The 20,562-nt window shown below is 69.8% G+C and carries 20 protein-coding genes; 7 read left to right on the plus strand and 13 right to left on the minus strand.

Annotated features, from left to right (window positions below; genetic code table 11):
* Positions 1-85: 85 nt before the first annotated feature.
* From ACYQ8L_RS13295 to ACYQ8L_RS13355, 13 genes are all read right to left on the minus strand, one after another.
* Positions 86-1,171, minus strand: a complete 1,086-nt coding sequence (locus ACYQ8L_RS13295) for a TRAP transporter substrate-binding protein (protein ID WP_459942291.1) — start codon at positions 1,169-1,171, stop codon at positions 86-88.
* Positions 1,172-1,315: 144 nt separating this feature from the next.
* Positions 1,316-1,549 (minus strand): RNA-binding S4 domain-containing protein, encoded by a 234-nt coding sequence (locus tag ACYQ8L_RS13300; protein WP_459942292.1) that lies wholly within the window; start codon positions 1,547-1,549, stop codon positions 1,316-1,318.
* The gene (locus tag ACYQ8L_RS13305) at positions 1,546-2,448 is read right to left on the minus strand and encodes a DUF362 domain-containing protein (RefSeq protein ID WP_459942293.1); all 903 of its coding nucleotides are present in this window, start codon (positions 2,446-2,448) and stop codon (positions 1,546-1,548) included. The genes ACYQ8L_RS13300 and ACYQ8L_RS13305 overlap by 4 nt, the downstream gene beginning before the upstream one ends.
* Before the next feature lie 567 nt (positions 2,449-3,015).
* Positions 3,016-3,693 (minus strand): pyrimidine 5'-nucleotidase, encoded by a 678-nt coding sequence (locus ACYQ8L_RS13310; protein ID WP_459942294.1) that lies wholly within the window; start codon positions 3,691-3,693, stop codon positions 3,016-3,018.
* Positions 3,690-4,958 carry a YihY/virulence factor BrkB family protein gene (locus ACYQ8L_RS13315; RefSeq protein ID WP_459942295.1) on the minus strand — a complete coding sequence of 423 codons (1,269 nt, stop codon included), beginning with the start codon at positions 4,956-4,958 and terminating at the stop codon, positions 3,690-3,692. The genes ACYQ8L_RS13310 and ACYQ8L_RS13315 overlap by 4 nt, the downstream gene beginning before the upstream one ends.
* 5 nt (positions 4,959-4,963) lie before the next feature.
* The gene (locus ACYQ8L_RS13320) at positions 4,964-5,725 is read right to left on the minus strand and encodes an enoyl-CoA hydratase/isomerase family protein (protein ID WP_459942296.1); all 762 of its coding nucleotides are present in this window, start codon (positions 5,723-5,725) and stop codon (positions 4,964-4,966) included.
* Positions 5,726-5,791: 66 nt separating this feature from the next.
* Positions 5,792-7,801, minus strand: coding sequence for an NAD-dependent DNA ligase LigA (gene ligA / locus ACYQ8L_RS13325; RefSeq protein ID WP_459942297.1), 2,010 nt, complete (start codon positions 7,799-7,801; stop codon positions 5,792-5,794).
* Positions 7,802-8,025: 224 nt separating this feature from the next.
* Positions 8,026-8,397, minus strand: coding sequence for a PilZ domain-containing protein (locus tag ACYQ8L_RS13330; RefSeq protein WP_459942298.1), 372 nt, complete (start codon positions 8,395-8,397; stop codon positions 8,026-8,028).
* A gap of 52 nt (positions 8,398-8,449) precedes the next feature.
* The gene (locus ACYQ8L_RS13335; protein ID WP_459942299.1) at positions 8,450-8,893 is read right to left on the minus strand and encodes a response regulator; all 444 of its coding nucleotides are present in this window, start codon (positions 8,891-8,893) and stop codon (positions 8,450-8,452) included.
* Between the two features lies 1 nt (position 8,894).
* Complete coding sequence (locus ACYQ8L_RS13340) at positions 8,895-9,254, minus strand: response regulator (protein WP_459942300.1); 360 nt, start codon at positions 9,252-9,254, stop codon at positions 8,895-8,897.
* A complete protein-coding gene (locus ACYQ8L_RS13345; RefSeq protein ID WP_459942301.1) occupies positions 9,251-9,568 on the minus strand; it encodes an Hpt domain-containing protein in 318 nt (105 codons plus the stop codon). The genes ACYQ8L_RS13340 and ACYQ8L_RS13345 overlap by 4 nt, the downstream gene beginning before the upstream one ends.
* A gap of 77 nt (positions 9,569-9,645) precedes the next feature.
* Positions 9,646-10,989, minus strand: a complete 1,344-nt coding sequence (locus tag ACYQ8L_RS13350) for a PAS domain S-box protein (protein ID WP_459942302.1) — start codon at positions 10,987-10,989, stop codon at positions 9,646-9,648.
* A gap of 309 nt (positions 10,990-11,298) precedes the next feature.
* Positions 11,299-12,654: a Do family serine endopeptidase gene (locus ACYQ8L_RS13355; RefSeq protein WP_459942303.1), complete on the minus strand. Its 1,356-nt coding sequence runs from the start codon at positions 12,652-12,654 to the stop codon at positions 11,299-11,301.
* A 455-nt stretch (positions 12,655-13,109) separates the two neighbouring features.
* On the opposite strand from ACYQ8L_RS13355, the gene ACYQ8L_RS13360 reads away from it, so the two are divergent.
* The 7 genes from ACYQ8L_RS13360 (at position 13,110) to trpS (ending at position 20,410) form a co-directional block, all read left to right on the plus strand.
* Positions 13,110-14,852 carry an NAD+ synthase gene (locus ACYQ8L_RS13360; protein ID WP_459942304.1) on the plus strand — a complete coding sequence of 581 codons (1,743 nt, stop codon included), beginning with the start codon at positions 13,110-13,112 and terminating at the stop codon, positions 14,850-14,852.
* Positions 14,853-14,860: 8 nt separating this feature from the next.
* Entirely contained in the window at positions 14,861-15,475 is a 615-nt protein-coding gene (locus ACYQ8L_RS13365) for a DUF2062 domain-containing protein (RefSeq protein ID WP_459942305.1), read from the plus strand.
* On the plus strand, positions 15,468-16,097 hold the full coding sequence (nth, locus tag ACYQ8L_RS13370; protein ID WP_459942306.1) for an endonuclease III: 630 nt from the start codon (positions 15,468-15,470) through the stop codon (positions 16,095-16,097). Before ACYQ8L_RS13365 ends, nth begins: the two co-directional genes overlap by 8 nt.
* The gene (locus tag ACYQ8L_RS13375; protein WP_459942307.1) at positions 16,094-17,074 is read left to right on the plus strand and encodes a ketopantoate reductase family protein; all 981 of its coding nucleotides are present in this window, start codon (positions 16,094-16,096) and stop codon (positions 17,072-17,074) included. Before nth ends, ACYQ8L_RS13375 begins: the two co-directional genes overlap by 4 nt.
* A 65-nt stretch (positions 17,075-17,139) precedes the next feature.
* Entirely contained in the window at positions 17,140-18,327 is a 1,188-nt protein-coding gene (locus tag ACYQ8L_RS13380; RefSeq protein WP_459942308.1) for an MFS transporter, read from the plus strand.
* Positions 18,328-18,431: 104 nt separating this feature from the next.
* Positions 18,432-19,187 (plus strand): NRDE family protein, encoded by a 756-nt coding sequence (locus ACYQ8L_RS13385; RefSeq protein ID WP_459942309.1) that lies wholly within the window; start codon positions 18,432-18,434, stop codon positions 19,185-19,187.
* A 248-nt stretch (positions 19,188-19,435) separates the two neighbouring features.
* On the plus strand, positions 19,436-20,410 hold the full coding sequence (gene trpS, locus ACYQ8L_RS13390; protein ID WP_459942310.1) for a tryptophan--tRNA ligase: 975 nt from the start codon (positions 19,436-19,438) through the stop codon (positions 20,408-20,410).
* Positions 20,411-20,562: the final 152 nt, after the last annotated feature.

Raw genomic sequence — 20,562 nt, forward strand, 5'->3', positions numbered from 1 at the left:
AAGCTAGAAGGCCGGAAAGCGCACACGAAAAACGGGCGGCCCCTCGTGGGACCGCCCGTTTTTTCGTGCCTGCACTGCCCGAAGCCTACAGCCGCAGGGCCTCCAGGTAGCTGCGCTCAGAGATGTCGGTCCAGGCGTCCACCTTCTTACGGAAGGCCTTGAAGTGCTCGTACACCTTTTTGCTCATGGCGTCCGACGCCGCGACCTCGTCCAGGACCTCCTCGGCGAGCTTGTGCAAGCCCTTGAGCACGTCGTCCGGGAACCGCCGGAGCTGCACTCCGTGCTTTTGCACCAACTCCTGGAGGGCGTCGTTGTTCTTGGCGTCGAACTCCGAGAGCATCCAGATGTTCGACCTCCAGCAGGCCGTCTCCACGATGGCCTGGAGGTCCTTGGGCAGGCTCTCCCAGGCCTTCTTGTTGACGATGCACTCGAGCACCGTGCCCGGCTCGTGCCAGCCCGGGTAGTAGTAGTACTTGGCCGCCTTGTAGAACCCCATCTTGAGGTCGTGGTAGGGACCCACCCACTCGGTGGCGTCAATCACGCCCCGGTCCAGGTTCGTGTAGATCTCGCCACCGGCCACGAGCACCGCGTTTCCACCGGCCTTGGCCACCACCTTGCCCCCGAGGCCCGGGATCCGCATCTTGAGGCCCTTGTAGTCCTCGAGCGAGTTGATCTCCTTGTTGAACCAGCCCCCCATCTGCACGCCGGTGTTCCCGGCCGGGAACGGCACCACGTTGAAGGCCGCGTAGAGTTCCCTCCACAGGTCCCAGGCCCCGCCGCCGTAGAGCCAGGCGTTCATCTGCTGGGCGTTGAACCCGAAGGGCACCGCCGCGAAAAACTGGGAAGCCGGCATCTTCCCGGCCCAGTAGTACGCCGCCCCGTGCCCCATCTCCACCGTGCCCTGGCTCACCGCGTCGAAGGTCTGCAGGGGCGGCACGAGCTCCCCGCCGCCGTACACGTGGATCTTGAGCCGGCCGTCGCTCATCTCCTCGACCCACTTGGCCAGCAGGTCGGCGCCCTCACCCAGCACCGGAAAGTGGGGGGGCCACGTGGTCACCATCTTCCACTTGTACTTCTTGGCCGCGATGACCGCGGGGGCCTTCCCGAAGGTGACCGCGCCGGCGGCGGCAGCAGCGACACCGGCCTTCTTGAGGAAACTGCGGCGTTCCATGGAGACCTCCTTTGGTTGGGGGGAAACCAAAAACGACGTTTTGCAAATACCCGAACGGGGGGTCGGTGTCAAGGTTTCGTCGCTTCAAACGAAGAGGAGGTCTGTGGACGTCGGTCGTCGGGTGGTGGCGATCCCGAAGCCCCCCTACTCCTCCCCTGCGCCCCCGGCCGCGGCCGCGATCTCAGACAGACGGCCCTGCCACTCTACGCGGTCGCCGGGCCGGAGTTTGCGGCCGCGTCGCGTCTCCACCTCGCCATTGACCCGGACCTCGCCCGCCTGGATCCGGATTTTCGCCTCGCCCCCGGTCTGGACCCAGTCGGCCGACTTCAACGCCTGGTCGAGCCGAATCCACTCCGTGGTAATGCTGATCTGTTTCACCCAATCAACCCCTTCTCCGCGAGGATCCGGCGGTGGAGGGCCGCGAAGGTCTCGGGCACCTCGGGCTGGTCGCACCGTGGTTCCATATACACGGCCTCGGTGGGACACACGGTGTGGCATACCCCGCACCCGATGCACCACTCGAGGTCCACCTCGGGCCCCTCGGCCCCCATCTCCACGGCGGCCACCGGGCAGATTTCGGCGCAGGCCCCGCAACCCGTACAGGCGTCCCTGTCGGTCCGGCGCAGGAAATACACGGCCATCAGCACGTCCCGGGGGATCTTTCGCCGCCGCAGGTTCCCCACGTTCCAGCAGGCGCACCCGCAGCAGTTGCAGTTGTGCTTCACGCCATCCCGGGCGTTGTCGACGAAGTGGACGAGTCCGGCCCCGGCCGCCCGGTCGACAAGGTGCCGCGCCTCGTCCCGGGAGATCTCGCGGCCCAGCCCGGAATCGATCAGGTACTCCGCCAGTTCGTCGAACTTGAGGCACACCTCCTCCGGGTGGGGGCACGGCCGGCCCCGCAACCGCGCCGTGACCCGGCAGGGGCAGTGGGCCACCGCGAACCGGGTGGCCCGGGCCAGAATGGGGTCCATGGCGTGGTGAGGCAGCACGGCCTGGCGCTCGGGGCGGATGGAGGCGCCCACGGGCACATACCGGTAGGGCTTCGTGGGCGCGGCCGCATAGGCCTCGCGGGTCACGTGGCGGTTGAAGTACTTCACCACAAACTCGGCCATCCGGCGGGCGTGGGGGGTATCTTCGCCGGCCCAGAAGAACGTCTGGGGAAACCCGAATCCCACCTGGTGGAGGGCGTACACGGCCGAGGAGGGGGTCCGCCGACGGTAGATCATCCCCCGTTCGGCCAACCCGTCGAGCACCCGCCGAACCTCCCCGGGCCCCATCCCGGCCTCCTGGGCCACCCGTTCCGCGGGGACCGGATCGAGGGGGGCACCCCTGTCGGAAGAAACGACGCCACCCGGGCCTCCTCCTCCGAAAAAGTCTCCCGCAGGATCTCCAACAGGACCTCCCGGGGGGGATAGCCCATGGCCAGGGTGGTAAGGCGGGCGACCAGGGTCTCGTAGGGGTTCATGGGGCGGCTTGGCGGCTTGCCAGCGGGAAACCATCCGGATCTCGGCGTCAAAGCTTACCTCAACCTTTATCCAAGTAACTTCCTGCTAGGACGCTGGGAGGCTGGGATGCTAGGACGCCAAAATCCTTTGGGATTCCAGCGTCGGCGGCTGTCCAAACCTGTGGGAGCGGCTGCCGTATCAAGGGCCGGAATTCAGAAGTCAGAGGTCAGAGAACCCCCTGTCTTCTGTCGTCTGTCCACTGACTCCTGACACGGTCACCGCTTCCTCATCGCGTTCCTGATCCGGGTGCTACCTTGCGGCTCGTAGGGCCCCAAGAGCGTCGCGAACGGGTTTCCGCCCGCGAGGTCCCCTCTGCGAACCGTCGGTCCGGGTCGCGGCTCAGCCGGGCTGTCCGGTGGGCGGTGAGGGCTCGGGGGAACCGCCGTCGCCCAGCACCTGCTCCCAGACCCGGGGCAACTCCCGGGGGCTCGCAACCCAGGGATGCCCGTCCCGCGGCCCCGCGGGGCCCACGCCGACGGTCCGCATCCCCAAGGCCTTGGCGGTCGCCAGGTTCTCCGGCAGGTCGTCCACCAAAATGCACCGCGACGGGGCCACCGCCAGGGCCCGCAGCAGCCGCTCGTACCCTTGCGGGCGGGGCTTGGGCACGTATCCCATGAACGCGATGTCGAAGACCGCCGAGAAGAGGGGGGCGACGCCCAGAGCCTCCAGCACGCGCCGGGTGTGGCCCACGGACCCGTTGGTGAAGATCACCCGTTCCCCCGGGAGGGCCTCGAGGCTTTCGGCCAGTGAGGGGTCGGGCTGGAGATAGCGCTCCACGGGAACGTCGTGGACGTAGGCCAGGTACTCCTCGGGGTCCACCCCGTGATGGGCCAGGAGTCCCCCCAGGGTCACGCCGTAGCGGCGCTTGTACTCGGCCCGGAGCCCCGGGATCTCGGCCGGCGGGATGCCGACCCGCTCTGCCATGAACCGACGGATCCGCCGGTCCACCTCCCGGAACAGCCCGCATTCGGCCGGGTAGAGGGTGTTGTCGAGGTCGAAGGCCCAGACTGCGGTCACGGCGCTTCCCGGCGAGACAGGTCGGCCCAGGTTCGGTCCCCGAACTCCCGCTCCAGGGCCGCGCGAACCGCCTGTGGTACGTCCCCCCCCTCGCCCACCCGGAGTATGGACGCGAGGAGCTCGGCAACCGGGACGTGCTCGGGGCACGGCCCCGGCGCGAGGCGCGGCGGATCTTCCTGCGTCTGCACGAGCCACCCCTCCTCCAGCAGGCGGTCGAGCACCCGTCCCGCGTCGGCCGGGTCAAACCCGGTGGCTGCCACCGCCTCGCCCTCGGTGGGCCCTGGCTCCCCGGCCAGGTGACGAGCGGCCACGGGCACGAGAAACGCCAGCGCCCCTTCCAACCGCGGCACCCACAGTTCGTGGCGCGACCGCAGGTAGCGTCCCCTGCCGGGCAGGTGGTGCACGAAGGCGAGCTCGGCCCCCCAGAGCACGATGCACCAACTAAAGTAGAGCCACACGAACAAAAGGGGCAACTGCGCCATGGCCCCGTAGATGGCGTTGTATTTCGCCACCCCGATCTGGAACTCGATGTAAGCCCACTCGGCCACCTGCCACATCGTGCCGGCCACCACGCCGCCGACCAGGGCGGAGCGGATCGGGACCTTCCGGTTCGGAAGGATCACGTAGAGCGCGGTAAACGCCACCCACACCGCGGCAAAGGGCAGGAGCCGCAGCCCCCCCCGGAGGACCGGCCCGAGTACCTGGAGCCGTTCCAGCACCGCCGGGCTTTGGAGGCTTGTGGTGAGGCTGATCGAGGCGAAGAGGAGCACCGGCCCCAGGATCAGCATGGAGAGGTAGTCCGCCACCTTCCGCACGGGCGACCGGCCCCGGCGCACCTGCCAGATGTCGTTGAGGCTGAGTTCCACGTTCCCGATCACCGCGACGGCGGTCACGATCAGCGCCACAAGCCCCACCGCCCCGAGGGAGCCCACCTTCGTGCGCTCGACGTACTCGAGAACGCGCGATGCGATTTCGGTATTGCCCGCGGCCAGGTGCCGAAGGATCAGAGGCTCGAGCCGGCGCTGGACCCCGAGCCCCTTGAGCACCGAGAACGCCAGGGCCAAAAGCGGCACCAGGCTCAACAGCGTGGAATAGGTCAGCGCCGAGGCCCGAAGAAACCCGCGGTCGGCCCGGAACTTCCAGCCCGTGATGAGCACGGTGCGCACGACCGACGCGAACCGGCCCGTACCCGCCGAGTCCCAGAGGAACGCCTCCAGGCGCTCGGCCAGGCTCGGCCGCCGGGTGTCGGGTGCCGGCCTTCGCACAGATCCTAGCCTCCCTTCCCCAGCCTCTCGAGCACCTTGCGGCGCCGCTCGGTGGCCTCAGGAGAGGCCCACCAATCCAGGAAGGCGGCCCCGGCGTCGCGATCGGCATCCTCCATGCGGGCCACGAGAGGGGCGCGCAGGGCCTCCCGCAGGGCGGCCAAGGCCCGGGGTGGCTTGGCCGCGAGCGCCGCCGCCTCCTCCCGGGCGGCGGCCAGCACCTCGTCGGCCGGCACGAGGCGGTGGGCGATGCCCCGCTCAAAGGCCTCGTTGGGCCGGAGCACCCGCCCCATGGCGGCCAGCTCGTACGCCGTGCGGGCGTCTCCCTCCGCCTTGAGCATCTCCATCACCCCGCCCGGCAGGGGAAGCCCCAGGTCCACCTCGGTGAGGCCGAACCCCCACTCCCCCGTTCCGAACACCCGGCGCTCGCACGCGAGCGCCAGGATGGCCCCGCCCGCCAGCGCGTGCCCCCCCACGGCCGCCACCACCGGCACCCGGGCCCAGGCGACCTTCCGATACAACAGCGCAAAGGTTCCGAAAAACCGGGCAAACGCCTCGGGTTGGAGGGCGTCGAGGGCCCGCAGATCAAACCCCGCCGAGAACGCCCGGTCCTGCGCGCTCGCGAGCACCACGGCTCGGACGCGGGGGTCGGACCAGGCCTCCTCCAGGCCCCTTTGGATCGCCTCCAGAAACTCGGGCGAAAGGGCGTTCACCTTGGGACGGTCCAGGAATACCGTGGCGACGCCCCCGTCGCGTTCGGTGCGGATCATCGGGTCTCCTTTCGCAACTTCGGTCGTCGGTCGTCAGTCTGCCGTCCGCGGTCGTCGGTCCGCGGTTCACCGCGTCCCGATCAGGGCCAGGAACTCGTCCTCCGTCAGCGTCCTCACCCCCAACTGCCGGGCCCTCTCGGCCTTGGAGCCCGGATCGGCGCCCACGACCACGTAGTCGGTCTTCCGGGACACCGAGGACGACACCTTGCCCCCCAGCCCCTCCACCCGCGCCTTCGCCTCGTCCCGGGTCATGGATTCCAGGGTTCCCGTGAACACGAAGGTCTTCCCGGCCAGCGGGCCCCGAGGCGGGCCGCCCCGAACCGGGATCGGCCTCACCCCGGCCTCCAGGAGCTTCCGGAGGGTCTCCCGGTTCCTGGGCTCGGAAAAGAACGACCGGATGCTCGCCGCCACCTCGGGCCCCACGTCGGGAACCGCAAGGAGTTCCTCCTCCGACGCGTCCATGAGGGCCTCCAGGGTGCCGAACCGCTCGGCCAGGGCCCGGGCCGTGGCCTCGCCCACGTGGCGGATCCCCAGGGCGTACACGAACCGCGCGAGATCCCGCTCCCGGGCGCGGTCGATCGACTCCACGAGTTTTCGGGCGCTCTTCTCCCCCATGCGCTCTAGGGGCACGAGGTCCTCCACCCGCAACCGGAAGATATCCGAAAGGTCGCGCACCAGTCCCCGGTCCACCAACTGGTCCACGAGCTTCGTGCCGAGCCCGTCGATGTCCATGGCCCTGCGGGAGGCGAAATGCCGGATGCGGCCCTTGATCTGGGCCGGGCAGCTCAACCCGGTGCACCGGGGGATCACCTCGCCCGGAGGCCGCTCGATGTGGGCCCCGCAGACCGGACACCGCTCGGGCATCACGAAGGGCCGTTCCCCGCCCGTGCGCCGCTCCACCAGGGGGCGCACCACCTCGGGAATCACGTCGCCGGCCCGTTGGACCACCACCCAGTCCCCGATCCGGACGTCCTTGCGGGCGATCTCGTCGGGGTTGTGCAGGGTGGCCCGGCTCACCGTGACCCCCCCCACGTTCACGGGCTCGAGCACCGCCACGGGGGTGATGGCCCCGGTACGGCCCACGCTCGGGACGATGTCGAGCACCCGGGTCACCGCCTGCCTGGGTCGGAATTTGTACGCCACCGCCCACCGGGGCGCGCGCGCCTTGGTACCGAGCTTCTCCTGGAGCCCGACATCGTCCACCTTGATCACGCAGCCGTCGATCTCGTAGGGGAACTCGTCGCGGCGGGCCTCGGTCTGCCGGCAGTACTCCACCGCCTCCTCGATCCCCCTCGCCCGGCGACGGTGCTCGGCCACCCGAAATCCCCACCCGGCCAGGCGTTCCATGAGTTCCCATTGGGTCGCCACGGCCACCCCCTCGAGCCGTCCAACCCCGTAGGCAAAAAATTCCAACGGGCGGCGGGCCGTGATGGAGCTGTCGAGCTGGCGCACCGACCCGGCGGCCGCGTTTCGCGGGTTGGCAAACGGGGCGAGCCCCGCCTCCTCCTGCTCGGCGTTGAGCCGCCGGAACGCCTCCACCGGCATGACCACCTCGCCCCGCACGTCCACCAACCTCGGAACGGGATCGCCGAGGAGACGAAGGGGCACGGTCCTGACCGTGCGGAGATTCGCGGTCACATCCTCCCCGACGAACCCGTCGCCCCGGGTGGCCCCCCTCACGAGCACCCCGCCCTCGTACGTGAGCTCCACCGCGAGCCCGTCGAACTTCGGCTCGCAGGAGTAGACGAGGGGCTCCTCGGTCCCGAGGAATCGGCGGATCCGGGCGTCGAACTCCCGGAGTTCCGCCTCGTCCATCGCGTTTTCGAGACTGAGCATCGGCACGGCGTGGGGGGCCGGTTCGAAGGCGTCCAGCGGGGGCGCCCCCACCCTTTGGGTGGGCGAATCGGGGGTCACGAGCTCGGGGTACCGCCGCTCCAGGTCCTGGAGTTCCCGGAACAGGCGGTCGTACTCCTCGTCGGGGATCTCGGGGGCGTCGAGGACGTAGTACCGGTAGTTGTGGTAGTGGAGGAGCCGGCGCAACTCCTCGGCGCGGCGGCGCACCGGTTCGGGAACCATGTTGCACCCTTTCATACGGCTTCCTGCTGGGCGGCCCGGCGGCTGGGGCGGCTGAAAGCCCGCGGAATTGCGGCGTTGCTGCCCGCCCCAAGCTGCGGGAGGCACGTCTGCCCGGGTCGAACCCGGAATTCGATCCCCCTCCCAGCATCGGCATGGACGCGGCGGAACGGTACGAACGGCGGGATTCTAGCGGGCGGGGACGAGGGGCGCCAGACCTTGGGGAGTCATGCGGAGCGGGAGGTTTCGTCCCCGCGGGATTCCGGGGCGGGGAAGAGCTTTGCGATGGCCTCTCGGTGTTCCGCAGGCACCCGGAGGAACTCCACCCCCACCTCGTAACGGCCGGGCGAGAGGGAACGCTCGTACACGATGCGGCCGAGGGCCCGTACCGGCTGCTCCGCCGACGGGATCTTGATCCACAACTCCACCAGGCGCCCGATGCCCAGGGTTTCGTCGCTTTCGAACCCGCACCCCCCCAGGCCGATGACCCGGGTCTTCGTGAACCCCTCGGTCACGGGATTGCGGTCGCACCGCACCAGGGTCGCGCCCTCGATGGCGGCCCTGGGGTACCGCCGCTGAATCGGATACAGTTTGGTCATGGCGTTCCAGAACCCGAAGCCGGAGAGGAAGGCCAACCCCCGCACCGGCCCGTCACTCCGCCGCGGCCTCTTCCCCCTCTTCGTCCCCCGACTCTTCCTCGTCCTCTTCCGCCCCCTCCTCGTCCTCCCCCGCCCCGGGCCAGAGCTCCCGTACCTTCTCGGCCAGCTTCGCGGGGTTTACGGGCTTGACGAAAAACCCGTGGATGCCCAGCCGGGCCAACTCCACCACGTGCTCCCGGGTTCCCTCGCCGCTCACCACGACCACCGGGGTCTCCTGCCCGAAGCGCCGGTCGTGCTGGCGGATGATACGAAGAAGGGTCACCCCGTCCACGTCGGGGAGTCCGAGATCCAGGACCACCACCGCAGGGCGCCTCTCGAAGAACAGCCGCAGGGCCTCGGCCGCATCCTCGGCCTCGATCGCGGGCAAGGGGGCGAGCCCCTTGACCAGCATGAGCCGGTTGACCCGAACGTCGTCGACCACGAGGATGGCTGACACCTTACCCTCCTTTGGTAAGATCCGCCAGGAGCCGGGCGACCTCGTCCCGGTCGAAGGGCTTGTGGACCGGGGCGTCGGCCCCGGCGGCCAGGCCCGCCTCGCGGTTCTCCGCCCCCTCCCGCGGGCAGGCGAACCAAATCGTGCCCTGGAACCCCTGGGCCCGGGCCATCCGGATCAGGTCCTCACCCCCGAGGTCGGGCATGACCCAGTCGGTGAGAAGAACGTGGGGCGGGTCGAGACTCATGGCCTCCAACGCCGCCAGGCCGCCGTCCACCGCGGTCACCTCGCACCCCAGGTCGGAGAGGATCTTCGTGGCGACCCTCCGAGAGATGGCGTCGTCGTCCGCCACGAGCACCCTCATCCGGCGCGCTCCTTCCAGTACCGCCGCAGGCGATCGGCCTCCCGCTCCACGGCCGTGACGTCCTCCGGGGCGCCTTCCGACCCCTCCGCCGCCTCGGCGGCCTCGGCCAAGGCCTCGGCCCCGATGTTCCGGGCCGCCCCCTTGATGCGGTGGGCCGCGGCCCGGGCCTGCGGGCCGGGGGATGCCCCCACCAGGTCCCGAACGTACCCGTCAAGGTCCACGAGAAAACAGCCCACCAGCTCCCCCAAGAACTCCTCGTCCCCCCCCACCCGGGCCAGAGCGCCCTCCCAATCCAAAACGGGTCCTCGGTCCACGACGGTCCTCCGCGCCCCCACGGGGTTTTCCGACCCCGTCCTGATCGGCACCGGCGCCCCGGGCCTTGAGCCCTGGATCAGGCCCGTTCCGCTGGCCGGAGCAGGCACACCACCCACCGGTCCCCGCCGGCCTGGATCACCCCCTGGTTGGAGACGCTCTCCAGGACCCCCCCGTCCCGGGTCCGCACCGCGTGACACAGCGACGAAGGTGCCCCCGGCTCCAGCCGGTCCCAGTCCCCCTTCAGGACGGCGAACGAGTGGGTCGCATCGAGATCGTCCCACCCCTTGCCGATCAACTCCCCGCGCTCGTACCCCAACCAGCGGCAGGCGGCCTCGTTGGCCTCGAGCACGGTCCCGTCTCGGTCGAACAGGAGCAGCGGGTCGGCCGATTGCTGGACGACCTGCTCGAGAAACGCCCGTTCCTGTTCCAGACGGTCCCGGCCCCGTTCCACCTCCCGCAGGTACGAGGCCCGTTGTTCGTCGTACCGCCGGGCCTCGATCCCCAGCCACAGGACCAGCACGAGACACGCCCCTCCGAGGGCGAGATGGGTGGAAACCAGCCTCTCCTGGGCGTCCCGGAGTCCGTCGAACACCGCCTGCTCCACCCCCTGGACGGAGTCCTGGAACCCCTCGAAGACCCGGTCGTACCGCTGGTCCAACGCCGAACCGGCCGCCTCGCCGACCACAAACCGCTCGACGGTCAGATCCCGAAGCCCCCCCAAGGCCCCTATGGCCCCGTCGATCCGGCGGCGGGCCTCCGGGGAGGGCGCGGGAAGGTACGTCACCCCACCCAGGGTGCGGCCCTCGCGGACCGCCTCCAGGTACGCGCCGGCCCGTTCCAACTCGTCCCACACCCGGTCGAGCCGGGCCTCCGGGTCGCCCACCAGGAGCTCCTCCAGCACGCGGTGGGATCCCGACACGTGGACCGCCGCCCGGGAGAGGGCGTGCATCGCCGGCGCAAACACGGCACTGATCCGAAGCCCCTGGGAGAGCACGGTCACCACCAGCACCCCGAACCCGACCGCGGCCGCCCCGAGGAGCACGTACACCCGGCGGCGAGCCGCGAAGGTTTGGGGGTGCGCCGGGATCGGCTGCGCCGGGGGGCGGCCCCACAGCCGCCCCTGAACCCTGGCGAACAGGATCGCCCCGGAAGCCAGGAGAAACAGCAACCCGCCGCCCAGAAGGAGGAGACGGGTCCTTCCGAGTGTGCCCCCGCCGTAATGGGCTTCGAAGGTCACGAAATCCCAGAAGGCGAGCGGCGCGTCCCAGCCCCGGTCTTGAAAATACCCGGACACCGCATCCCGCACCCGGCCGAACCGGCCGAGCCCGAGGAACAGCCCGCTCACCACCTGGATCGCGGCGAGGGGAAGCACCGCGATCCCCACCCACCGGTGCCACCTGCGCAGTTTGCGTTCGTCCATCCGTGTCTCCTCCCGGTACCCGTCCCTCCGGGGGAGGATAGCGGGAACGGAGCCCGTGGCAACCGGCAGGCGCCGGCGTAGGGTTCTGCGCTCGTGTTTTGTCTCGCAAAAAGGTCAGCAAATTGCCCCGGTGGGGCTGGGAGGCCCGGCGAAGCGCGACGGCCGAGCCGTTCGGGCCGCCCGGCGCCAGGGGAGCGGCCGCGGCGCGTGCCCTCACGCGCCGAGGCGGCCCCCGCGAGGCCGTTCAGCGAAGGAACGGCCCCACGGCCCCACCCCTCGGGAAAACCACGGGACCTCGGAAACGCCTCACTAGGGGGTCAAGGTCACGTAGTAGGCGGTTCGGCCCCGCTGCACCACCAGAACCACGGTCTCGCGCTGGCTCGCGGCGAGCAGGGCCTCCCGGAACGCGTCGAGCCCGTCCACCGGCCGGTCGTTGATCTGCCGGAGCACGTCGCCCGGCTCGATGCCCGCCCGGGCGGCCGCCGAGCCGGGGGTGACCTTGGTGACCACGAGACCCCGGTCGGTGAAGAGCCCGTACCGTCGGGCCAGGCTCAGCGAGTTGGGCACCACCTCGACCCCCAGCCATTCTCGCCCTAGGAACTCCACATACGCGTCCGGGATCTCACGGGCTTCGACCACCACCTGCTTCTCGGCCCCCCGGCTCACCACGTCGATCCGGATCCGGCTGCCCGCCGTGTAGCCGGCGAGGCGTTGGAAAAAGGTTTCCCGGTCCTCCACCGCCCGGCCGTCCACCCGGACGATCACGTCGCCGCGCTCGAGCCCCGCCTCGGCCGCGGGGCTGCCCTCGAACACCCGGGTGATGACAACCCCCTGGGGCACCCCGAAATACCGGGCCAGGTCGGGCGTAAGGTCCTGCACGTGCACCCCCAGCCAGGCCCGGTGCACGGTGCCGTATTCCAAGAGGTTCTCGACGATGCGGCGGGCCTTGTCGATGGGAATCGCGAACCCGATGCCCTGGGCCTTCTGGTAGATGGCCGTGTTCACCCCGATAAGTTCCCCGAGGATGTTCAAAAGCGGCCCGCCCGAGTTCCCGGGGTTGATCGAGGCGTCGGTCTGGATGAAGTCGGTGTAGACCCGGTCGTTGTCGCCCCGGATCGTTCGGTTCACGGCGCTCACGACCCCGGTGGTCACGGTGTGGGAGAGCCCAAAGGGGTTCCCAATCGCGATCACGGTCTCCCCGATCATGAGATCGGCGGAGGTGCCCATCTCGAGGACCGGAAGATCCCCTTTGGCATCGACCCGGAGAACAGCCACGTCGGTCTGCCCATCGGCCCCTACGAGCCGGGCCTCGTAGGTCTCCCCGTTTGCCCGGGTCACGGTGATCCGGCTCGCGTTGGCGATGACGTGCTCGTTGGTGAGAATCGTGCCGTCGGCCGCGATGATCACCCCCGACCCCAGGCTCCGGGTTTTCCGGGCGGTTTCCGGAAGTCCCCCGAAAAAGTCCCGGAAGAACTCCTCAAAAAACGGATTCAAGCCGGCAAAGGGGCTTCCCCGGGTCACGATCTCGGTAGAGATGTTCACCACCGCGGGGCTCGCCTTGCGCACGGCCCTCACCACCGGGGTTTCCCGCGGGTTCGCCGCCCACGAGACGGCGGAAAGAAACGCCACAAGAACCCCCAACGCTCCGAAACTGACCTTTCGCAACGTGGATTCCTCCCTCGCCAGGCCTTGGGTCACCGGCTTCCGGGCGGCGAATCTTCCCTTCCGGCCGGTGACGGGAAAAGGGGTCGTGCCTCCATGTTCTCCGTGTCCTCCGTGGTACATTTCTCTGGCAACTTCGGTCCACGGCCGCCGGTCTTGCGGGCGCCGGTGCCTTGGCCCGCACCCCGGCGGCCCACCACGTGATCGAACCTCGAACGCGGTCTGCTGTGGCGAGCAGGCCGCCTCCCAGCCCACCGGAGTCTTCGCCGCGGGCCCGCCGTCGTCCTGCAGCCCCAAACTCCGGACCGTATCACCGGTTCCGACGGGGGGCAACGCCGTTGCAACGAGGTCGGTGTTTTGCGTAGTGTAGGGATCTTCCGGGGGATTTCCGGAGACGGGCCCGAGAGCCCCGCTTCGCGCCCCCATCGTCGGCCCGCCCCAGTGCCCGAGGTCCAGGGATGCGCATCTTCCTTTGCCAGATGAACGCCACGGTGGGGGACATCGAGGGAAACGCCCGAAAGGTCCGGGAGGGGATCGAACACGCCAAGCGCCTGGGGGCCGATCTCGCCGTGTTCCCCGAGTGTGCCCTCGTGGGGTACCCCGCAGAAGACCTCCTGTTCAAGCCCTCGTTCGTGGACGAGAACCTGAAGGCCCTCGAGGAACTCGCCGAGGCGTCCCGGGGGCTCTGCGCCGTGGTCGGGTTTGTCCATCGGGAAGACGACCTCTATAACGCGGCGGCCGTGCTCCACAACGGCGAACTCCGGGCCGTAGTCAAGAAGTGCATCCTCCCCAACTACGGGGTGTTCGACGAGCACCGCTACTTCCAGCGCGGCGACGAGACCCGGGTGTTCCGGCTGGACGGATGCGCCTTCGGGGTGACCATCTGCGAGGACATGTGGTACCCGGGCGGCCCGGCCCGCACCCAGGCCCTGGCGGGCGGCGCCCAACTCCTCGTGAACATCTCGGCCTCGCCCTACCACGCCGGAAAGGTGCAGTTCCGAGAGACCATGCTCTCGACCCGCGCCTCGGACAACGCCGCCGCGATCGCGTTTTGCAATCTGGTGGGCGGCCAGGACGAGCTCGTGTTCGACGGGAACTCGCTCGTGCTCTCCCCCCGGGGGAACGTGATCGCGCGGGGTCTTCCGTTCGAGGAGGACTACCTCGTCGTGGACATCGACCCGGCCGAGGTTCTGAACCAGCGCCTCCGGGATCCCCGCCGCCGGGTGGCCGTGCGCCGGGAGTCCTCGGCCGTGCCCCTGGCGGGCGTGGAGGAACTTCCCCCGCTACCGCCGGCCGCGAAGCCGGCCCTTCCCCACCGGACCATCGAACTTCCGGGGCCGGAGGAGGAGATTTACCGCACCCTCGTCCTGGGCTGCCGCGACTACGTGGAGAAAAACGGGTTCCGGGGGGTGGTGCTCGGGCTGAGCGGCGGCATCGATTCGGCGCTGACGGCGTCGGTGGCCGTGGACGCCCTAGGGTCGGACCGGGTGGTGGGGGTGACCATGCCAAGCCCGTTCTCCAGCGCCGGAAGCGTCGAGGACAGCCGGGCGCTGGCCGAAAACCTCGGGATCCGGTTCCTCCAGATCCCCATCGGGCGGGTGTTCGACGCCTTCCTCGACACCCTGGCTCCCGCGTTCGAGGGAACAAAGCCCGACGTCACCGAGGAGAACATCCAGGCCCGGATCCGGGGCACCCTGCTCATGGCCCTTTCGAACAAGTTCGGTTGGCTCGTGCTGAGCACCGGGAACAAGAGCGAGACCTCGGTGGGCTACTGCACGCTTTACGGGGACATGGCCGGTGGGTTCGCGGTGCTCAAGGACGTGACGAAAACCTGGGTGTACCGCCTGGCCCGCTGGCGCAACGCCGAGGCCCGCCGGCCCTGGATCCCGGAGGCCATCCTTACGAAGGAGCCCAGCGCCGAACTGCGGCCCGGGCAGAAAGACACGGACTCCCTTCCGCCCTATGACATCCTCGACCCCATCCTCCAGGCCTATGTGGAGGACGACCGGCCGGTGGAGAGCCTGGAGGCCGCGTTCGGGCGGGAGGTGGTGCGCAGGGTGGTCGCCCTGGTAGACCGAAACGAGTACAAGCGCCGCCAAGCCCCCCCGGGCGTGAAGATCACGCCGCGGGCGTTCGGAAAGGACCGGCGGTTTCCCATCACGAACCGGTTTCGTCCCTGGCCCGAGGGGCCCGGGACCTGACAGCCGCCATGTCCGCGTTGGTGCGCCGAAAACGGCAACGGCCGGGGTGGGAGAAGACCACGAAGTATCTCTACTACCGGTGCGTCCGCCTCCACGGCAAACCTCGGGAGGTGGCGTTTGGCCTGGCCCTGGGGCTGCTGGTTGGGTTTTCGCCCACGATGGGGTTCCAGATGGTCATCGCAGTCGTTTTGGCCACCCTCCTGGGCCAGAACAAGTTGGCCGCGGCCCTGGGGGTCTGGATCACCAACCCCTTGACCGCTCCCGTGATCTATTCCCTCACTTATTCGGTGGGCGCGTGGATCCTCGGGATGCCCCTGCGCCCCCCCGAGGGGTTCTGGCACGCGCTGACCGATGTGGGAAACCTCACCCACCACATTTTCGCCCCCCTCTGGATTGGGGGCTTCGTGGTGGGCATCCCGGTGGCCGCCCTCGGTTGGTGGATCACCTACGAAGCGGTGATCGCGTATCGCCTCAAGGTGAAGCACCGCAAGGCGAACCGGTTGCACAGATGGAAATGGAGCCCCCACCACGGGTGGTACCGTGAGTCCCTCGCCTCCCCATCCCACAGGCCAAGCGATGGCACCGGCGTCCACGACTCGGCGAGCGGAGGTGGCCATGGATGAGCGAGAACGGGCGGCAGAGATCGACCGGATCCTCCGGGAACGGTATCCGGAAACCACGGCCCTTCGGTTTCGCGACCCCTTCACCCTGCTCGTGGCCGCGATCCTCGCGGCCCAGTGCACGGACGACCGGGTGAACCGGGTCACACAGACCCTGTTCGACCGTTTTCCCACTCCCGAGGCCTTCGCGACCGCCCCGCTCGAGGAGATCGAGGCCGCGATCCGGCCCACGGGGTACTACCGGCAGAAGGCCCGAACCCTCCAGACCTGCTGCCGGGAGATCGTGGAGAGGTTCGGTGGCCGGGTCCCCGAGACCGTGGAGGAACTCACCACCCTGCCGGGCGTGGGCCGGAAGACGGCGAACCTGGTTCTGGGCAACAGCCTCGGGGTGCCGGGGGTGTTCGTGGACACCCACGTGAAGCGCGTAAGCCACCGACTGGGGCTCACGCGCCACACCCAGCCGGACCGGATCGAGCGAGACCTCGAGGCCCTCCTGCCCCGGGACCGCTGGGTCGCGTTCTCCAACCTGCTGACCTACCTCGGCCGGGAGTTCTGCACGGCGAGGAAGCCGAAATGCGGCCCATGCCCCGTGGCCCATCTGTGCCCCAAGGTGGGGGTGGCATGACCCGGAACGGGACGGCCGGCTCCCGGGTAGCGGTGGTCGGCATGGGGGCCCTGGGAAGCACCTTCGCGGCGATCTACGAGAGGGCCGGCTGCCGGGTGCTAGGGGTCGAGAAGGACCCCGCGCGGCTGGCGGAACTCCGGGAGAAGCGGCGGCCGGTGGTGTTCCCCGACGGCCGGGAACACGTTCTCGGCACCGCCCTGTCGGGATACCCGCTCGAAGCGGAAGAACCGGCGGACGTGGTTCAGGTGTGCGTGAAGGGCTACGACACCGCGACCGCGGCGGAGGACATCGGCCCCCTGGTGGGTCCCGACACCGTGATCCTGTCGGTGCAAAACGGCCTCGGAAACCTCGAGACCCTGGCAGCCCGGTGGGGAGCCGAGAGGATCGTGGGGGGTATCACGGCCCACAGCGCCGAGAGGCGGCCCGACGGCACCGTGCGGTACCGAGGCGGCAAGGGGCCGCTCCTCACCATCGGTCCCCATCTCCCCCCGGCGAGCCCGGCGGTGCCCCGGGCCGTAGGATCGTTGGCCCAACGGCTCAAACGGGCCGGCGAACGGGTGGAGCTCGTCGAGGACGTCGAGCCCGTGCGGTGGAAGAAGCTGATCGCCAACGTGGCCACAAACCCCGTGGCCGCGATCACCGGCCGCACCGGCCGCGAGATGCTGGAAAGCCCCTCGATCTGCCGCCTGGTCGACCTCCTGGCCGAGGAGGCGGCACGGGTGGCCCGGGCCCGGGGCATCGCGTTTCCCGAACTCGACGACCCCGGCGGGTTCAGCCGGTGGGCCCTGGAGGGGGTGGGAGACAACCGGATCTCCATGCTCCAAGACGTGGAAGCCGGCCGTCCCACGGAGATCGGCACCCTGAACGAGGCCGTGGTGGCCGAAGGCGAGCGGCTCGGCGTTCCCTGCCCCGCCCACCGGGCCGTCTCGCTTCTGGTGCGGTCGTTGGAGGAGCGCCTCCGCGGTCCCCGCGGATGAGCGCCGTGTCCGAGGCCGCGTCCGCCCCTGGCGCCGGCCGAGGGGGTCGGGCACAATCGGCGGCCATGCGCGCCCCGAGACCCATCCCGCCCCTTTGGGCCGCCCTGCTCGTGGCCGTGGCCGCCCGGACCGTCATCAATACGGCCCGCCGCCTGCCCTACCCCTTCGCCCCGGACCTGGCTCGGCACCTGGGGGTGTCGCTCGCCGCGGTCACCGCGCTCATCGCCGCCTCGCAACTCGTATCGCTGCTCGGCCCCCTGGGGGCGCCCCTGGCCGACCGGCGGGGCCCCAGGGCGCTCCTGCTCTTGGGCGCCGGGCTCACGGCCGCGGGGATGGCCGGCGCGGCCGTCGTGGGGGGGTACGGGACCGTGGCGGCCGGGGTGATTCTGGCGTCGTTCGGTAAAGCGCTGTTCGACCCGGCGATCCAGGCCCACGTGGGAAACCGGGTGGGCCTGGCCCACCGTGGGCGCGCCGTGGGGTTCGTGGAAACGGCCTGGGCGGGGAGCACTCTCGTGGGGATCCCGGCCGTGGGCTGGGTGGCGGCCAGCGCCGGGTGGCCGTGGTCCTTTGGCGCCCTGGCGGTCCTGGCGGCCGTGGGGGTGGCCGGGCTGGCCTGGGCGTTTCCCGATCCCGGCCCCTTGGCCGGCCGGCCGGTCGCGCGCGTCTGGTCCGAGGTGCTCCGGAGCCCCCAGGCCCGGGGGATGCTCGCGTTCGGTTTTCTGTTGAGCCTCGCCAACGACAACCTGTTCGTGGTCTACGGCGCGATCTTGGAGGAGCGCTTCGGCCTGGGGCTTGCGGCCCTGGGCGCCAGCACCGTTGCCGTGGGGCTCGCCGAACTCTCGGGCGAGGGGCTCACGGCCGCCCTCTCGGATCGGATCGGACTTACGCGGGCGCTCGGCTGGGGCACCGCCCTGGCCACGGCGGCCTACGGGCTCCTCCCCCTCGCGCTCGGGTCGCTCGGCCTGGCCCTGGGCGCCGTGTTCTCCCTATTCCTGTGCTTCGAGTTCACTGTGGTCACCTCGTTTTCCGTGTGCACCGAGATCGCCCCCCGGAGCCGGGCCACGCTCCTCAGCGCCTATTTCGCCGTGCTCGGCCTGGGGCGCATGACGGGGGCGCTGCTGGGCGCGCCCCTTTGGGCCTGGGGCGGCGAGGCGGCCACCGCCGGGCTCTCGGCCGCCACCACGGCGCTGGCCGGGGCGGCCCTTTGGCGCGCCCGGGTCCGCCTGCCGGCACACCGCCCGGGCGGGGGCTGATTCCCGGGACAGGTGGAGGCCGGGGCGAGAGCAGGTGATCGGGCAAACCCCGTGGTTGGTTCTTTGGGATCACCACGGTCGGGGGCGACGCGAAGGAGGTTCCCGTGTGCACGCTGCATCTCTGGTTTAAAGTGTTTCCAGAACGGCCGGTGGTCTTCGCCGGAAACCGCGACGAGAACCTCGACCGGGCCTGGGATCCCCCGACGGTGCTCGTGGAAACCCCACGGATCGTTGGCCCCCGGGACCGGGTGGCCGGGGGAACCTGGCTCGGGGTGAACCTCGACGCCGGCCTCCTCGTGACCCTGGCCAACCACGAGGGCACCCTGGCCAAGGGGCCCAGCGCCTGCAGTCGGGGAACCGTGGTCCTGGAAACCCTTCGCCACGCCTCGGCCGACGAAGCCCGCCGGTTCGCCGAGTGGGTTGCGCCGGCCTGCAAGTCCTACACGCTCCTGATCGCCGACGCGGAGCGGGCCTTCGTGGTGGACCACTCCCCCGGCAACACCCTGACCTACCGACTTCTGCCCGGGTGCCACGTGATCACCAACGCCCGGTTTCGGGACCCCGATGACCCCAAGGCCCGCCGGTCTCTTCGCCGCATGGAAGACCTCGCGGCCCGGGGGGACCCGTCGCCCGGGGCCCTGTTCTCGTTCCTTTCGGACCACGGGGTGGACGCCCCCGGGGCGACCCCGCTGTGCATTCACCCGGAGCCGGGGTCGCGGTTCGGCACCTCGTCGGCGAGCGCGATCCACCTGGATTCGTCAGGGAGGCTCGCGGGATTCTGGTTCGCCCCCGGCCCACCGTGCCGCACCGAATGGCAGGACGCGCTGCCGGTCCCGAGGGAGCCGGCCCGGGGTGGTTGACACCCGCGCGTTGAACCTGCTATCTCCACGCGCCATGACGACACGAGAGGCATCCTTCCGGAACGGTTGGTGGCGCTGGCGGACCCGGGACCCGCAGGGCCGGCCGGCGTGATGCGTCGATCTTCGGGCCGCGGGACGACCCCCGCGGCCGGGCCAGACGGGCCGCGGGCTCCCCGGGCGGAGAACGCGGCCCGCTTCATTTGCGGAACACGCCATCCTTTCCCGCCGACGATCGAGGAGGTCCAACGATGAAACGCGTGCTCTCTGGGATCCAGCCCTCCGGAGCGCTCCACATCGGCAACTACTTCGGCATGATGCGAAAGATGATCGCCTACCAGAACGAGGCCGATCTCTTCTGCTTCATCGCCAACTACCACGCCATGACCTCGGTCACAGACGGGGCCGCCCTGGCCCAGGGGACCCGGGACGCCGCGGCTGCGTTCCTGGCCCTGGGGCTCGACCCCGAGAAGGCCACCTTCTGGGTCCAGTCCGACGTCGTGGAGGTCCAGGAACTGACCTGGGTCCTCTCGACCCTCACCCCGATGGGCCTTCTGGAACGGTGCCATTCGTACAAGGACAAGGTGGCCAAGGGGCTCCAGCCCAACCACGGACTTTTCGCCTACCCGGTGCTCATGGCCGCCGACATCCTGCTCTACCAGTCCCATGTGGTTCCCGTGGGCAAGGACCAGAAACAGCACCTCGAGGTCACGCGCGACCTGGCCCAGAAGTTCAACAACACCTTTGGCGAGACCTTCGTCATTCCCGAGGCCGAGATCGACGACGAGGTCGCCGTGATCCCCGGCACCGACGGCCGCAAGATGTCCAAGTCGTACGGGAACACCATCGACATCTTCACGGACCGGGCGACCCTGAAAAAGAGGGTCATGTCCATCGTGACCGATGCCACCCCGATCGAGGCCCCCAAGGACCCCGACAAATGCAACCTGTTTGCGATCTACCGCCTGTTCTTGGACAAACCCGGGGCGGGGGCGCTGCGGGAGCGCTACCTGGCCGGGGGGCTCAAATACTCCGACGTGAAAAAGGAGCTGATCGACGTGATCTGGGAGTACTTCGCCCCCCACCGGGCCCGGTTCGAGGAACTCCGGGCGCGGCCCGACGACCTCAACGACATCCTTCGCGAGGGGGCGCGCAAAGCGAGGGAGGTGGCCCGGGAGACGATGGAGGTGGTCCGGCGAAAGACCGGATTGGCCTACGTGGCATAGATCGCTTCAAACTTCTTTTGACATGGTCAAACGTTCGGGGTATAACCCCGCCGGGTATCGGGGACCGCCGGTCCGCAGTCAGCCCTCGAACCCTCCGGCCCCCGCAGTGCCCCGGCGCCGCGCGGGGTCCGGCTCCAAACCTTGTGCCGTTC

The organism is Deferrisoma palaeochoriense (assembly GCF_054656955.1).